At 68.6% G+C, this 14,952-nt stretch carries 12 protein-coding genes and 4 pseudogenes; 8 read left to right on the top strand and 8 right to left on the bottom strand.

The features are described from left to right. A partial coding sequence (locus ACLBYE_RS25670; RefSeq protein WP_447696329.1) for an autotransporter outer membrane beta-barrel domain-containing protein occupies positions 1 to 4,592 on the top strand: 4,592 nt, incomplete at its 5' end. A gap of 243 nt (positions 4,593 to 4,835) precedes the next feature. On the opposite strand, the pseudogene ACLBYE_RS25675 reads toward ACLBYE_RS25670, so the two are convergent. The 3 genes and pseudogenes from ACLBYE_RS25675 to ACLBYE_RS25685 all read right to left on the bottom strand — a co-directional run. Beyond that, a pseudogene (locus ACLBYE_RS25675) lies at positions 4,836 to 5,081 on the bottom strand (transposase); the annotation flags it as partial. Between the two features lie 73 nt (positions 5,082 to 5,154). Then, positions 5,155 to 5,523, bottom strand: a complete 369-nt coding sequence (locus ACLBYE_RS25680) for a hypothetical protein (protein ID WP_447696330.1) — start codon at positions 5,521 to 5,523, stop codon at positions 5,155 to 5,157. Continuing rightward, the gene (locus ACLBYE_RS25685) at positions 5,520 to 6,212 is read right to left on the bottom strand and encodes a hypothetical protein (RefSeq protein ID WP_447696331.1); all 693 of its coding nucleotides are present in this window, start codon (positions 6,210 to 6,212) and stop codon (positions 5,520 to 5,522) included. Before ACLBYE_RS25685 ends, ACLBYE_RS25680 begins: the two co-directional genes overlap by 4 nt. A gap of 508 nt (positions 6,213 to 6,720) precedes the next feature. Here ACLBYE_RS25685 and ACLBYE_RS25690 point away from each other — a divergent pair. From ACLBYE_RS25690 to ACLBYE_RS25715, 6 genes are all read left to right on the top strand, one after another. Beyond that, positions 6,721 to 7,572, top strand: a complete 852-nt coding sequence (locus tag ACLBYE_RS25690) for a hypothetical protein (RefSeq protein ID WP_447696332.1) — start codon at positions 6,721 to 6,723, stop codon at positions 7,570 to 7,572. Between the two features lie 120 nt (positions 7,573 to 7,692). Then, positions 7,693 to 8,013, top strand: a complete 321-nt coding sequence (gene csgH / locus ACLBYE_RS25695) for a curli-like amyloid fiber formation chaperone CsgH (protein ID WP_447696333.1) — start codon at positions 7,693 to 7,695, stop codon at positions 8,011 to 8,013. Between the two features lie 236 nt (positions 8,014 to 8,249). After that, on the top strand, positions 8,250 to 8,822 hold the full coding sequence (locus tag ACLBYE_RS25700; RefSeq protein ID WP_447696334.1) for a hypothetical protein: 573 nt from the start codon (positions 8,250 to 8,252) through the stop codon (positions 8,820 to 8,822). 4 nt (positions 8,823 to 8,826) lie between these two features. Next, positions 8,827 to 9,324, top strand: a complete 498-nt coding sequence (locus ACLBYE_RS25705) for a curli assembly protein CsgF (RefSeq protein WP_447696335.1) — start codon at positions 8,827 to 8,829, stop codon at positions 9,322 to 9,324. A 124-nt stretch (positions 9,325 to 9,448) separates the two neighbouring features. Continuing rightward, on the top strand, positions 9,449 to 10,351 hold the full coding sequence (locus tag ACLBYE_RS25710) for a CsgG/HfaB family protein (protein ID WP_447696336.1): 903 nt from the start codon (positions 9,449 to 9,451) through the stop codon (positions 10,349 to 10,351). Between the two features lie 6 nt (positions 10,352 to 10,357). Beyond that, the gene (locus tag ACLBYE_RS25715; RefSeq protein WP_447696337.1) at positions 10,358 to 11,374 is read left to right on the top strand and encodes a lytic transglycosylase domain-containing protein; all 1,017 of its coding nucleotides are present in this window, start codon (positions 10,358 to 10,360) and stop codon (positions 11,372 to 11,374) included. Here ACLBYE_RS25715 and ACLBYE_RS25720 read toward each other — a convergent pair. Both ACLBYE_RS25720 and ACLBYE_RS25725 read right to left on the bottom strand, forming a co-directional pair. Continuing rightward, positions 11,368 to 11,703, bottom strand: a complete 336-nt coding sequence (locus ACLBYE_RS25720; protein WP_447696338.1) for a hypothetical protein — start codon at positions 11,701 to 11,703, stop codon at positions 11,368 to 11,370. The genes ACLBYE_RS25715 and ACLBYE_RS25720 overlap by 7 nt on opposite strands. 578 nt (positions 11,704 to 12,281) lie before the next feature. Beyond that, a complete protein-coding gene (locus tag ACLBYE_RS25725; RefSeq protein WP_447696340.1) occupies positions 12,282 to 12,479 on the bottom strand; it encodes a tyrosine-type recombinase/integrase in 198 nt (65 codons plus the stop codon). A gap of 459 nt (positions 12,480 to 12,938) precedes the next feature. Here ACLBYE_RS25725 and ACLBYE_RS25730 point away from each other — a divergent pair. Further along, positions 12,939 to 13,290, top strand: a pseudogene (locus ACLBYE_RS25730) (transposase); the annotation flags it as partial. A 106-nt stretch (positions 13,291 to 13,396) separates the two neighbouring features. Here the strand turns inward: ACLBYE_RS25730 and ACLBYE_RS25735 are convergent. From ACLBYE_RS25735 to ACLBYE_RS25745, 3 genes and pseudogenes are all read right to left on the bottom strand, one after another. Continuing rightward, positions 13,397 to 13,800, bottom strand: a pseudogene (locus ACLBYE_RS25735) (IS630 transposase-related protein); the annotation flags it as partial. Between the two features lie 37 nt (positions 13,801 to 13,837). Beyond that, positions 13,838 to 14,689, bottom strand: a complete 852-nt coding sequence (locus ACLBYE_RS25740; protein WP_447696339.1) for a cache domain-containing protein — start codon at positions 14,687 to 14,689, stop codon at positions 13,838 to 13,840. Between the two features lie 153 nt (positions 14,690 to 14,842). Next, a pseudogene (locus ACLBYE_RS25745) lies at positions 14,843 to 14,952 on the bottom strand (IS630 family transposase); the annotation flags it as partial.

Raw genomic sequence — 14,952 nt, forward strand, 5'->3', positions numbered from 1 at the left:
GGGGCGGCCTGGCCGCCCCCAGCACCGGCGGCGGCGGCGGTGCCGGCGGCCTGGCCAGCGCGACGGCGATCGCGACGCCCCTGGCCACGCCGAGCGGGCAGTCGCTGCCGAGCTTCGCCTTCTCCACCGCGATCGGCGGCTCGGGGGGCGACGGCGGCAACGGCGGCCCGGCGGGCGTGATCAATGCCGGCCGGGTCACCACCTACGGCGACGCGGCCGCGGGGCTGCTGGTCCTCAGCGTCGGCGGCGGCGGCGGGATCGGCGGCGATGCCGCCGCCTACGCGCTGGCGGTCGCCCCGCCGGGCCAGATGGCCGTGTCCGCCACCTCCACGCTGGGCGGGACCGGCGGCGGCGGCGGCAATGGAGGCACCGTCACCGCCGCGAACAGCGGCGCGGTGCGCACGTCCGGGGACGGCGCGATCGGCATCCAGGCCCAGAGCATCGGCGGGGGCGGCGGCAATGGCGGGGGCGCGACCGCGACGAGCAACAGCCTGAGCCTCAAGCAGAACGTCACGGTGGCGCGGAGCGTCGGCGGCACCGCGGGCGTCGCCGGGACCGGCGGCGCGGTCACGGTCACGCAGTCCGGCAGCGTCACCACCGGGGGAGCCGGCGCGGTCGGGATCCTCGCGCAGAGCATCGGCGGGGGCGGCGGCAACGGCGGCAACGCTTCGAGCCTCGCGGCCCCCGGCTTCTCCTTCGACAAGACCCTGAACGGCCTCGTCGGGAAGCTTCCGATCGCCGATACCCTCTCGGTGACGGAGACGATCGGCGGCGGGAAGGGCGAGGGCAATGTCGGCGGCTCGGTCACGGTGACGAACCGGGGCGCGATCACGACCGGGGGGTCGAACGCCCACGGCATCGAGGCGCAGAGCATCGGCGGGGGCGGCGGCAACGGCGGCACCGTGTCCGGATCGGCCGTCGGCAAGCTCACCGTCGGCCTGACGCTCGGCGGCCAGGGCGGCAGCGGCGGCAGCGGGGGGGACGTGACCGCCACCACTGCCCCCGCCGGCGCGACCGCGACCGGCGGCGACGGCGCGCACGGGATCGTGGCGCAGAGCATCGGCGGCGGCGGCGGCATGGGCGGCAGCGTCGCGGCGCGTGACGTTTCCGACCCCGACACCGTCGGGACGATCTGGACGCAGATCAAGAAGACGATCGGTGTCGCCGCCTACCAGGAGTGGGCGAAGGACAAGGAGAACAAGGACGATCTCGATCGATTCCTGAAGGACATCAAGTCCAGCGACACGTACAAGGGCCTGGCGGATCAGCTCAAGAACTCGGATTTCGGCAAGGCGCTCAAGTCCTACAGCGGCAGCGTCTCGAGCTACCTGGACGCGCAGAAGAAGGGCGCCACCAAGCTGCCCGACGTCGCGTTCACCCTGTCGCTCGGCGGGAGCGGCGCGCAGGGCGGGAACGGCGGTCGCGTCTCGGTCGAGAACGGCGGCACCGTCCGGACGATGGGGATCGGCGCGCACGGCATCCTGGCGCAGAGCATCGGCGGCGGCGGCGGCCAGGGTGGCCTCGCCTACGCGGAGGCGACCAACAGGACGACCCTGACGGCGACGCTCGGCGGCACGGGCGGCAGCGGCAACATCGGCGGCACGGCCAAGATCGTGAACACCGGTTCCGTCGCCACCGCGGACGACGCCGCCTACGGCCTCTACGCGCAGAGCATCGGCGGCGGCGGCGGCAACGGCGTCGGCGCCACGGTCGCCGGCGGCCAAGCGAACAAGGGCCTGACGCTCAACCTGACCGTCGGCGGGTCGGGAGGGACCGGCGCCCGGGGCGGATCTGTCTGGGTCGATAACCGCGGCTCGGTGACCACCGCCGGGGCCGAGGCGCATGCCGTCGTCGCCCAGAGCATCGGCGGCGGTGGCGGGAGCTTCTCCGCGCCCTCCGCCGAGGCCGACGCCCCCGACGCTGCGGCGGAGGGGACGGGATCATCCGAGGAGCCGGGCGCGAGCCAGGTTCAGAGCGAGACCAAGAGCCAGACCAAGAGCGAGGCGAAGGGCGGGACGAAGAGCGACGCCCAGGCGCTGGCGGACGCCCTGCTCGCCGCCCTCGACATCGAGCGGATCGCCCCGCCGGAGGATCCGGCCGGCGTCCCCGAGAAATCCGGCAGCCTGACGCTCGGCGGCTCCGGGCGCGTGGCGGGCGACGGTGGCGGCGTGACGATCGTGCAATCCGGGACGGTCGCCACGACGGGCTTCGGGGCGGTGGGCATCCTGGCGCAGAGCATCGGCGGCGGCGGCGGCCTCGCCTCGGTGGCGGCCGGTCCGGGCGGCCACCGCTACACGTTCGGGATCGGCGGCGCGGGCGGCGCCTCGGGGAGCGGCGGCCCGGTCGCGGTGAGCCTGACCGCGGGCGCGCAGGTCTCCACCGTCGGCGACGCGGCGCCGGCGCTGCTGCTGCAGTCGATCGGCGGCGGCGGTGGCTACGGCGGCGCGCACCAGGCGATGGGATACGCGGTGCCCTACGCACTGCGCGACGGGTCCGACGGCAACGGTGGGACGATCCGGGTGACGCTGGAGGAGGGCAGCGCGATCCGCACGTCGGGCGCCCAGTCCCACGGCCTCCTCGCCCAGAGCCTCGGAGGCGGCGGCGGCCTGCTCCTGGACCTCACCGGCCCGGCCGCCGGGGCGTCGGGCCAGAGCCGTCTGAACGCGACCGGCAAGGGCGGCGACATCTCCGTCGCGTCGTCCGGATCGATCATCGCGTCGGGCCTCGACGCGAACGCGATCTTCGTCCAGTCCGGCGTCCAACGCACCGACGGGAGCCTCGAACCCGACCCGGAGCGGGGCGGCAGGATCAACCTCCAGGTGAACGGCCTCGTCACGGGCGGCAGCGGCACCGGAGCGGCGATCCGCGTCGACGGCGGGCGCTCCACTACGATCGTGATCGGCGGGCGCGCCGTGGTCAGCGCGGCTTCGGGCCGGGCCATCGTCGGCGCGTTCTCCGCCGGCGAGATCAACAATTACGGCACCGTGATCGGCGACGTGGACCTGGCCGCCGGCCAGGCGGGGGGCGTCACCTTCGTCAACGGGGGTTTCCAGAACACGGGTGGGACCTCGGCGATCCTGCGCACCGGACCCGAAGGCGTCATCGCCCTGGGGCCGAACGGCCGCCTGCACAACAGCGCCACCCTCGACATCGGCGGCGTCGGCAGGGTCGCCCGAGCGACGGTGACCGGCAATTTCGAGCAGAGCGCGTACGGGCGGATGCTCGTCGACGTGGCGCCCCTGGCGCCGGAGGGGGCCCTGCGCGCCGATCTCCTCACCGTCACCGGCACCGCGTCGCTGAAGGGCCTCGTCGAGCCGCACCTGATCGACGGGCTGCTGCCCGGCCGGTACGCCTTCCTGCGGGCCGGTCAGGTCGCGGAGAGCGGCGCGATGGCTGTCGGCGGCAGCCTCCATTCCGGCGCGGTTCCGATCTCCTGGTCGATCGTCGCGTCGGGCGATACCCTCTCCCTGGTCCCGAGAGCCCGGTTCACGGAGCCGGTGGGCGTCACGCTCACGCCGGACCAGCGCAGCGTCGCACAGGGCCTGCAGGACGCCTGGGACGGCAATACCAGGCAGCTCGGAACGCTCTACGGGCGCTTCCTCGCGGTCGACAGCCAGAAGGCCTACGCCGCCGCCCTCGACGAGTTGAAGCCCGAGTCCAACCAGGACATCCTGACCGACCGGACGCTCGACACCCGCAAAGGCCTCCAGCGGGCCATGAGCTGCCCGGCCTTCAGCGGCACCGGCACGCTCCTGCGAGAGGGCGAGTGTGTCTGGGGGCGGATCACGAGCGCCCACACGACCCTGTCCGCGACCGCGGAGGACGGCGGCTATCGCCAGACCGCCCTCAGCTACCAGACCGGCCTCCAGACCGAGTTCGCTCCTGACTGGTTCTTCGGTCTGACCGGCGCCTACACCCGCGCCGTCCAGAGCGATCCCGACCGGATCACCGGGACGACCAGCGATGCCGGCGATGTCTCGGCGGCGCTCAAGCACCAGATCGGCCCTTGGCTGCTCGCGGCATCGGCCAATCTCGGATATTCCTGGGCCGACAACAGGCGCCTGATCGACTTCGGCGGCGCCACGGCGACGGCGCGCAGCAAGTCCGGGATCCTCACGGCGGGCGGGCGTCTGCGGGCAAGCTACCAAGTCCTGTTCGGCGATTGGTATCTCAAACCCTACGCGGATCTGGATCTGCTCTACAGCTACAGTCCCGCCTATTCGGAGACTGGGGCCCCCGGCTTCAACCTCGACATGCGACCGGTCGCCAAGACGCTGGTGGCGTTCAGCCCGATGCTGGAGATCGGCGGCCGGATCGACCTCGACGCGGGGCGCTGGATCCGACCTTACGGCATCCTCGGCGTGACGCTCCTCTCGGACGACCATTTCACCGGTCGGGCGAGCTTCCAGGGGACCGGCGCTCTCGGCCTGTTCGCTACGGAATCGTCGATCCCCGATCGCCTCGGCGAGATGGGGCTGGGTTTTCAGATCAGCCTCGGTGGCGGCATTGAGGTGACCGGCGAGTATCAGGGTCAAGTCGGCGATCACTTCCTCTCGCACGCGGGGACCGCTCGGATGCAGCTGCGCTTCTGAGCGCGACGTGGGCCATGTCCGGGACGTCGCGTGGGCGGAAGTGACGAGGCGGGCGGGACGGGCAGGCCGGTGGCGTTGATCCGCCCCCCCGATGAAAGGGTTCGCCCTGAGTGCGAGGCAAGCGCTCGGATACTGGCGGCGGATGGAAAATATTCGCGTTCTCGACGCGGTCGAATTACGATCGCTCGATGTTCCTTCCCGTTTGAAATCATTGGTTCGAATGAAGTTAAGAGCGTTTTCGATTTAATCTGGCTCATATCCTGCAGCGGCGAAGAAGTTGGCGCATTCATCGGGTGTGATGGTGTCGATGAGCCGGCCGATGGCGGCCCATAGCCCTTCGACCGTGCGCTCAGCCGCCTTGCGCAGGAGCGCCTTGAGCTTGGAGAAGGCCATCTCGATCGGGTTGAAGTCCGGCGAGTAGGGCGGCAGGAACAGCAGCCGTGCGCCGACGGCTTCGATCCCTGCGCGGCCGGCCGGCCCCTTGTGGCTGCCGAACGGCACGGGCGAGGTCGTCCCGGTACAGCTCGCAACCGACGATGTGGCTCAACCGCTCCAGCGCGCCTCACTCGAGCTCGATGACGTTCCGGGAGGACGGCTGGGCACTGCGCAGGGATGGCCCGCGGTTGCTGAGGAAATCGCCCGGCGGCGCGGTCGCGGGCTTCGCGGCGGGCGCGCCGCGCACGGACTGCGACGGCTGTTCGGGCCGGTCGATCGAGGCCGGGTTCGCGACCGGCGGCAGCGGCGTGACGACGCGCCCCTCCGCCTGATCGAGGCAGCGCCGCAGGGCACCGGGATCGGGCAACAGCGTGCAGTCGTTCACCGAGAGCGGGCTTGGCTGGGCGCGGGCCGCCGTCGCGCCCGCCGCGAGGAGCGCGAGCGCGCCGAAGGCGGTTCGCACCGCGCGTCCCCGCGTCAGCGGTCCGGGGCTCATGGCTGCGCCTGTCGGATCCGCGGATTGACCTGTCGGACCTCGATCTCGCTCGGCTCCGACGGCAGCAGCTTGCGCGGGGCGGCCGTCCCGGTGCGGGCGGCCTGCTGCTGCGCCTGGGACGACACCGGTTGCGGCGCCGGCGCGCTGGCCCGGCCCTGCTGCGCCGGCTGCGCGGGCGCGTCCGCCTTGTCGAGCCGGCCGAGCCGCACCCGCACGTACTCGACCGACCGCTTGGCCGCGTCGAACCCGCACTCGTAGGTCACCCGCACCCACTCCTTGGCGGGACTGAGGAAGCGGATCGAGTCGCCCCGGTAGCGGACCACCGTGGCGCCGCCCTCGGGCGCCTCGGCCTGCTGGAAGATCTTGGCGAAGGGCCGGGAGACCCACTCGAAATCCGTCGGCGCCTGTGCCTCGATCCGCGGCGCGCAGATCTGCGAGGCGAGTTCGTTGTTGGCGCGCACGCAGGTGGCGTCGCAGCCCGGAGCGGCGGGGGCGGGCTGCCCCGTCCCGGGATTGGCAGTGTTGGCCTGGATCGGCGCGGCCTGCGCGGGCGTCGGCTGGGCCGGTGCCAGTTGCGGCGGCGGCGTGGGAGCCGCCGCAGATTGTGCCCCGGCCGACAGGATCCCGGCCGACCATACGGTCGCGGCGGCGAGCAGGATCTGCACGCGCGATGGCCCGCGCTGCCTCATCGTAGCCTCCCAATCAACACACGGCGCAGACGGTTTCCGCCTTGCGCAGAGATCGACCGCTCCGTCGCCCTTGAACCCGCGGGCTCGCGCCCGAGGAATCGCGCCGCGTACGACCGTTCAGAACGGTCTTGCTTGCTCAATAGAATACCACTTTCGGCGATGACTGATGTGTCCAATTTAACACGCATATAGCGGCCCGCAAATCGGGCGGCGAAAACTGCCTAATCCGATCCGGCACTCCGACTCCGGAGATCGTTAACGCGCCGTCTTAAATGATTGAGAGATTTCAGTTTTCTCCGGGCCGTTTGACAGACCACGTCGCGACTTTGTCGCCTGAGATCTGATGAGAAATCACGACAATTGTATTTTTTGTCTCAACCGGCGCTTGACACTCGTCTTCGGCTTATGGATACGCTTAACAAGCCGTTAAAGCGCCGCGACGACAGAGCGACTGCGATGGCATAGATTGTGTTCAAAAGAGCACATAAAATACAGAGGGAGTGTATCTATGTTGAAATCAGTTGTTCTGGCTTCCGTCGCCGTCGCCAGCCTGACCGCCTTCGCGACCGGCGCCTCGGCACAGTCGAGCACCCCTATTATGGGCACCGGCACGACTGCGAATGAAGCGTTCGTTATCCAGCGCGGTGGCGGCGGCGGCAATGCCGCGACTGTCGATCAGTCCGGAACTAACAACAAGGCGGGGAAGCTCAACGGCGAGATCGACCTGTCGGTCCCGAATGTGTCGATCAGCAATTTCGATAATCAAGCGAACAACGCTTACACCGTTCTCCAGAACGGCACCGGGAACGAGCTGCACATCACGCAGTCCAATGCGAACAACTCGGTGATGACGACGAACGGGAACGTCTTCGGCAATCCCAGCGTCGGTGCGAACAGCGGATCGTTCCAGCAGGGCGACCGCAACTACGTCGATTCGAGGCAGAACGGAACCAATGGCGTAGTTCAGTTCCAGCAGAATTCCAGCTATAACCAAGCGCGCTTCAGCGTAGACGGCGGTGCCGATAAGACGTACGCGGGTATCTTCCAGTTCGGTGGCAACAGCAACGTTGCGGCCATCAATCAGGGATACGCCGCGAACAATGCGTATGCTGTCGTTGTTCAGGACGGTACGAGCAATAACGGCACCATTACTCAGAATGGCAGCACAAACTACGCCGCACTTCTTCAGGCTGGCAACAACAATACGGCTTCGATCGAACAGACTGGCTCGTTCGTTGGTGCACTCGGCTACCAGAATGGCAGCTACAATAACGGCACCATCCAGCAGTACGGGACTTCTGCAAACGCCGCCTTCGCGCAGTACGGTGCTGGCAACAGCATGCGGATCACGCAGCGTTAAGCGGGCAGTGCACCGTTCCTTTTGCAGGATGAGTTGAAAACAAACGGAAAGGGCGTCCGCACGGCGCCCTTTCCTAAACTATGTCGATCTTGTAGAAGCACGCGCAGCAACGGTGCCGACATGCTCAGCATCAATGCCGATCCACCTGTGGTCTGCCGCGTGGTCGAGAACCGTTCGGCCGACGTCGCGCGCTTGGCTCTCCGCATCGAGGCTTCCCGCGGGATCGCGGGTCGATACAATCTTGTTGTGCGCAAGTCCGACCTGGCTGGCACCGCCATCATGCAGCAGGGCGGCGGTTTCGACCTTGCCGACGGCGCCGCTCGCGAGGTCGGCATGCTGACGATCGGCGTCCGGCCGGACGCTCAGCTGAGCGTCGACGCCTCCGTGCAGGTGGACGGCCGCAGGATCAGCTGCGTCTACGACAGCACGCAGGACCTGTGACACGCCGCTCGATCCCTGCAAGCCGACAGGTCGAACTACGTCATTCCTGATGGGACGAGTGTCTGCGGCTCCATTGACATTGCCGCACCCGAAAGACAGCTGCAGCGCGTCTCAGGCCTCGACACGTGTGTCCAATTCACCACATAACAGATGTGACCATGTGTGGATAAGCCCTGATACTATACAACCACACGGAACACTGATTTAAGGTAGCCCAAAAGGGGCCAGGGAGGTAGATGATGCGCCGTACGCGTCGCGGCCGCGCTGCAGGTCGAGCGCTGCTCGTCGTCGTCCCGCTCGCCGTCGCGAGTATGGCCGGCTCCGCGGCGGCGCAGGACCGCGTCGCGATCGAGCAGATCCAGGCGGCCGCTCAGCGCCCCGCCGGCACTCAGGGACGAGGGATCCAGGAGAGCGACTACATCCTCGGCAATCAGTCCGGCATCCTGCTGCTCAATCCGAGCGGCCCGCCCCAGTCGGCGCAGGCAAACCAGGCCCGCGCCCTGCAGATCGGATCGGGCAACACGGGCACGATCGACATGTCGGGCTACGCGAACGTGGCGATCCAGAACGTGATCGGTTCGCGCAACACGGTGACCCAGCAGCAGACGGGATCGTACAACCAGTCGACCGTGTCGGTCTTCGGCCAGTCCAACACGGTCGGGACCCAGCAGGACGGCGGTGCGGCGGCGACCATCACGGTCCGCGGCGACAACAACGCCATCTCGGCGCAGCAGCAGGGGGCCAACCCCACGCCGATCAGCATCACGCGGGTCGGCAACGGCCCCAGCGTCTCGGTCACCCAGAGGTAGTCCCATGCGCCAGTCCCGTCTTCTCGGGCCGCTCGTCTGCGGCTGGGCTCTCCTCGCCGTCGCGGGCGCGCAGGCCGGCAGCCTCGTCTACCAGCCGGTCAACCCGTCCTTCGGAGGAAGTCCGCTGAACGGCGCCTGGCTGCAGGCCGAGGCCGCGGCCCAGAACGACGCGCAGCGGTCGGCCCAGCGCGATCAGCAGCTGTTCTCGGCCAACCAGAGCGCCGCCAACACCAAGACCCCGGGCCAGATTTTTGCCCAGCAGTTGCAGACGCAGATCTACAGCTCACTGGCCAACCAGATCACCCAGGCACTCTTCGGCGAGAACGCCCAGCAGAGCGGCAGCTACAGCTTCGGCGGGTCGCAGGTGACCTTCCAGCGCCTGGGCAGCAACATCCAGCTCCAGATCTTCGACGGCCAGTCGACCACCACCATCGTCGTCCCGGCGACCGCGGCCGTGGGCGGCGGCTCGACCACCACGACGCCGCTCTCGGGCGCGCCCTGAACGCGGCGCGCAGCGATGGTTGTCGAGCATCGATCCCGGAGCCGGCTCCGCCCTCCTCCGTCGTCCGCCCCGGCGGGCGCGCGGAAGGCCGGAGCGCCGAAGCGGAACGGAGACGGCGTTGCCCGTGCGTAGCTTTCTGAAGAGCCTGGCCGGCGCCGTCCTGCTCTGCGCGGGCTTGGCCGCCTGCGCCCCGTGGGACCGAGAGCTGCTCGCGCAGGCGCCCGTGGTCACGCCGCCTTCCCCCACCGATCTCAATCTCGAGACGCTGCCGCCGCCGACCCGCAAGATCGACATCGCGATCTACAATTTCCCGGACCTGACCGGTCAGAACAAGCCGAACGACAACATCGCCGAGTATTCCCGCGCCGTCACCCAGGGCGGCGGCGCCTTCGTGGTCGACGCGCTGCGGCGCGCCGGGCGGGGCCAGTGGTTCTCGGTGGTCGAGCGCACCGGCCTCGCCAACCTGCTGCAGGAGCGGCAGCTGATCCGGGCGACCCGCCAGGAATTCGAGGGCACGGACGCGAAGCCGCTGCCGCCGATCCGCTTCGCGGGCCTGATCGTCGAGGGCGGCATCATCGGCTACGACGCCAACACGGTGACGGGCGGCGCCGGCGCCAACCTCCTGGGCATCGGCGGTGACACCAAGTACCGGCGCGACGAGGTGACGGTGGCGATGCGCATCGTCTCCGTGCAGAGCGGCGAGGTGCTCAACAGCGTCACGGTGACGAAGACGATCTACTCGGTCGCCCTCAACGCCAACGCCTATCGCTACGTCGCGGTGGCCAAGCTGCTCCAGGTCGAGGCGGGCGTGACCCGGAACGAGCCGACCCAGATGGCGGTGCGCGAGGCGATCGACCTCGCCGTCTACGCGACGATCATCGAGGGCAGCCGCAAGAAGCTGTGGCGCTTCCGCGACCCGGTGCTCGGCACCCGCCTCGTGGACGAGTATCTCGCCCGCGATCGGCCGACGCCCCTCGAGGTTCCGGGACCGACGGTGGCGTCGGGCCCGCTGGTGGTGAAGTCCTGATCGATCATGGACCGGCCCGTCGCACTGACGCACATGTTCGGCCGCCGCCCGAGCGGTAAGCGGGGTACGCTGGCCCTGTGCCTCGTCGTGTCCGCCGCCCTGACGCCGGTGATCGCACCGCGGGCTTCCAGCACGGCCCGGAGCCCAGCGATCCCGGAGCTCGCCGCCCTCAAGCCGATCGCGCCGATCGCGCCGATCGCGGCGCCGCCGCCGCTCGGACTGCCGGACGGGCCCGCGGACGGACCGGCGTCACCGATCCTCGCGCCGGTGAACGCCGATCTGATGATTCTGGGCCGCGGCGCGTTCCCGCCGATCGAGGCGACCGCCCTGCTGTTCCCGCAGGCCGGGGACGGGATGCACGCCCTGATCACCGCCGCGGCCGCCGCCAACGGCCTGCCCAGCGACTTCTTCCTGCGCCTGCTGCGCCAGGAGAGCGGCCTCAACCCCAACGCCGTGAGCCCGGTGGGGGCGCTCGGCATCGCCCAGTTCATGCCGGGCACCGCCGCGGAGCGCGGCCTGCGCAACCCGTTCGATCCGCTGGAGGCAATCCCGAAATCAGCCGAGCTGCTGCGGGAGCACAGGGTGCGCTTCGGCAATCTCGGATTGGCCGCGGCGGCCTACAACGCCGGGCCGCAGCGGGTGCGCAGTTGGCTCGAGGGTCGCTCGGGCATGCCCACCGAAACGCGCGACTACGTGGTCCGGATCACCGGCCGCACCGTTGAGGAATGGGCGGCAGAGAGCGGCCGGTCCTTCCTGAGCGCCCCGTCGCTCTTCTCGAACCCCCGCGGTTTCGGCCCGGTCGCCGGCTGGGCCGCCGATCCGGCAGCACGCCCTTCGCCCATGTTCGAGGCGCGACCGGTCACGCGCAGCATGGCGGCTGCGAGCGACCAGTCAGCCAAGCCGGCTGCCAAGCGGGGTGCTAGGCGCCTGTCGGCACAGTCGCAGCAACCGCGATCCGAGCAGGCCCTCTGTGCGGTCCTGAACGGCCAGGGACGCACCTGTCTGGTCCAGGCGGTCTACTGAGCGGGCGCCAGCTGCTCGACCTGGACGGCCTGGGCCGGCGTGGCCGGCCGGCGACTCTGCCGAAGCTTGCGCCGCTTCCCGCGCCGGGACACACCGGTCGCCGGGATCGGGCCAGCCGCGTCGAGCAGGGATTGGTCGATCACGGGCGACTGCTGGAAGGCCGCCGGCCGCGGGCCGGGCGCGAGGCGTTGGCCTTCGTAGAGCTCGATGCAATCGCGGAGCGCCGTCGGATCGCGGATGAAGGTACAGTCGTTGACGTTCGGGACGGGGGCACCTTGTGCCAGGACGCCCGTGGCGCACGAGAAGGATGCGACGCCGAGCACGACCACCCTCAATCTCCATCCCGGCATGACGAACCTCGCGGGCGTGTAGGCGAGACGCCGCACCGGCGCGAACCCACATTCATTGACACCTAACAGAACAATGGCTCGATCAACCAGTTCCGAACTGCTGATTTCCGCCACACAGCCGCGCATCAGATCAAATTTCGAGGCTTCTGCCGATCATCTGCGCCCGGCCGATGCCGTCTCATCCTGCTCGGTGCATCGCCGACATATGTGGAGAGCGCCCTCGATCGCGCCGCCCTGAGCGCGAGCTCGGAATGGGCTGACAGCCGGAGGGTGAACGACAGGTGCGCCCCGCTGATGACGGAGCCCTCGGCCGTTACGCCGGAGCAGATAGCACGGAACCGATGTTGACCCGAGCGGTCAAGCGCGGCGACCGTACGGACCCAACGAGAAGGATCCGTTCGTCCGGAACAGCTCGGAGTGACTAGGAATGCCGCGCCATGTCTACCAATTATCGCGAATGATTTTAGACCGTTGTATACTAGTGGCTTGGCCCATCATCCCGGACATTCGTTCACTACTATCACCGATGATTTGTCAGCTACCGTCCGGAAATCCTATTACCGTTTGCGTGACAGCCGTTCGGCGACACGCTCAAGCTCCTCGTGCAGATCGTCGGTCCGCAGATGACCGCATCGCGCCGTCATCTGATGCTTGGCATGGCCTAGGATCCGGCTGAGGCGGTAGAGATCCCCACCGTCCTGCACGAACCAACTGGCGAAGCTGTCCCGCAGGTCATGGAAGCGGAAGTCCTCGATCCCAGCCCGGCGGCAGGCTCCTCCGAACCCTTCTTCAGGTCACCCACCCACGATCCATCCGACTTTCAGAACAGGTAGGTGGAATGGGGGCGGCAACGTTCACGCGGATGCTCTGCGGAGACGTGCACGACTGCACCAGAACGAAGCGGTGAGAGGGTGCCCGCTTTCGGCTCGCCGGATGGTGAACTGTTGTGTCTGATCGGGGTCGGCAGGGGACTCTCCGCTTCTCCCGCGGGCGTTCTCCCAAGCGGACAGGCGGCTTTCGGCCAGACTACGTCTCGCCGGATCGTCGGCGCGCGTAGGACCGACCGTTTCGCTTCGCGCCCATTGCAGATGCGAAGCGTCCAAAATTCATAAGCCAAAAGCAGACGTCCACTCAGTCGGGTGGACGTCTGGCTGATCCTCCCTCGTCTTCGCGGATACCTCTGATACGCTCATGCTGAGCGGGGAATGTGTCGGATGGCGAAGACGAGACGAGGATTCACGCCCGAGTTCAAACGCGAAGCGGTCGCCTTGCTGGAGAGCAGCGGCCGGCCGCAGATGCAGGGCGCGGCCGAGCTCGGGATCCAGCCCTCGATGCTGCGGCAGTGGCGCGCCACGCTGAACGGGGCACGACCCGGGCCGCGGTCAGCTGGATCGACGGGAGCCTCGCCACCAAGCCCGGTCGCATCGTCGTCCAATCAGGCCGCCGAGATCGCCCGGCTGCGACGTGAGCTTCACCGCACGCGCATGGAGCGCGACGTGCTAAAAAAGCCATCGGCATCTTCGCGGAGATGCCCAAGTGACCTTCGCCTTCGTCGAGCAGCATGCACTCCGCGCTCGGTTATCGCTCACCCATCCGCTACCAACAGGAGATGCTCGCCGACCCCTGATCCGCAAGCGTTCCACCGCTCCACCAAAACGGGTCAACTCCAACTCCAGGACAGGCGCGCGGCCTTCACGTCTTCCCTCTCCTGCTCGGCGGCGTGGCCGGTGTCTTTTTGCGCGTGATGCCGTGGCGCTTGAAGAAGCGGGACAGGCTGCTGACCCCAACCCGCAGCCCCAGTTCGGCCAGACGGTCGCGCAACTCATGCAGGAACAGCTCGGGCTGCGCTTCGTAGGTCTGCCGGATCAGGTCGGCCTGTGCCTCGATGGTGTGCGAGCGTTGATCGCCGCCCATCGGCTTGGCCTGTGTCCGACCCTCCTGCACGAAGATCCCGTGCCAGCGCACGGCGCTGGCCGGGCTGACCTCGAAGCGCCGCGCCGCCTCCCGGCGCGAAGCCCCCGCCTCGATCGCGGCTACGACACGCTCGCGCAGATCAACGGACAGGGCAGACGCCATCGGCTCTCCTCCTCGGAAAGCCGCGCGTCGAATCACATCACCGCCGCGGCCGAAACCCTAAACGATTCAATTCGATCGGTGACCGCCCTAGCTCGTCGACCCTCGTGATGTCGATGCGGTGATCGAACTGGCCGGCCCCGATACGGGCCGCGCCGTCCTCCAGCAAGCGGATCGGCCCAGTCATTCGGCCGGCGAGCCAGTAGGCGAGCGCGGCGGCGAAGCCCGTGCCGGCAAGCAGCAGGCCGAGCAGGCGCCAGAAGGCGGCGCGGATCGGTCCGAACGCCTCGACGGCCGGCTGGTAAACGATCACGCTCCAGTCCGGACCCTGGATGGGCGCCAAGGCGGCGACCAGCGCGCGCCCCGCCGGGTCCGTCCCGGCGACCGCGCGTCCAGCCTGCGCGAGGATTGCAGCCCGCGATTCTCGGAGGTTCTCAGCCGTCTGGTCCGCGGCACCGCGTAGGACGAAGCTGATGTCGGGATGCGCGATGAGCCGGCCCGGCCGGTCGAGGACGAGGGCCTGTCCGGTCTCGCCGATCCGGATCCCCACGAGGACGTCCAGGATCAGCTTGAGATTGATCTCGGCGATCGCGATTCCCGCCGCGGCTCGGTTCCCCGCAACGGCCACGATCATGTACGGTTCGGAGTTGCGGTGGTAGGTGACAGGGCCGAACCAAGCTTGCCCGGTCCGAGCTCCCAAGACCGCCGGATCCGCCGATGCGTCATCTCCGCTCTCGACGCGGTTGAGGCCGATTCGCGACACAGAGAGCCGCTCCTTCGAGGCGCCGTCGATCAGCCTGAGGGTGGTTACGGCGGGGGCGTGGCGCAGGAGGCGCAGGGCATCGATGCGCCTCCGCTCGTCGGCTCCTTCCGTCCAGGGCAAGTGGACCATCCAGGCGAGCTGGTTTCCGATCCCTTCAATGAATATTGCTATACGCGCAGCTGCAGTCCGGGCCTCGGCACCAAGGAGTTCGTTCAGGTGTGCCCGTTGGTCCTTATACCCGAACCATGCCTGACTGCCGCCGGCGGCTAGAGCGTTTTCGGTTTATTCTGGGTCGTATCCTGCAGCGGCGAAGAAATTGGCGCACTCGTCTGGCGTTACGGTGTCGATGAGCCGTCCGATGGCCGACCATAGCCCTTCGACGGTGCGCTCGG

This window comes from Methylobacterium sp. A52T (genome assembly GCF_053346095.1).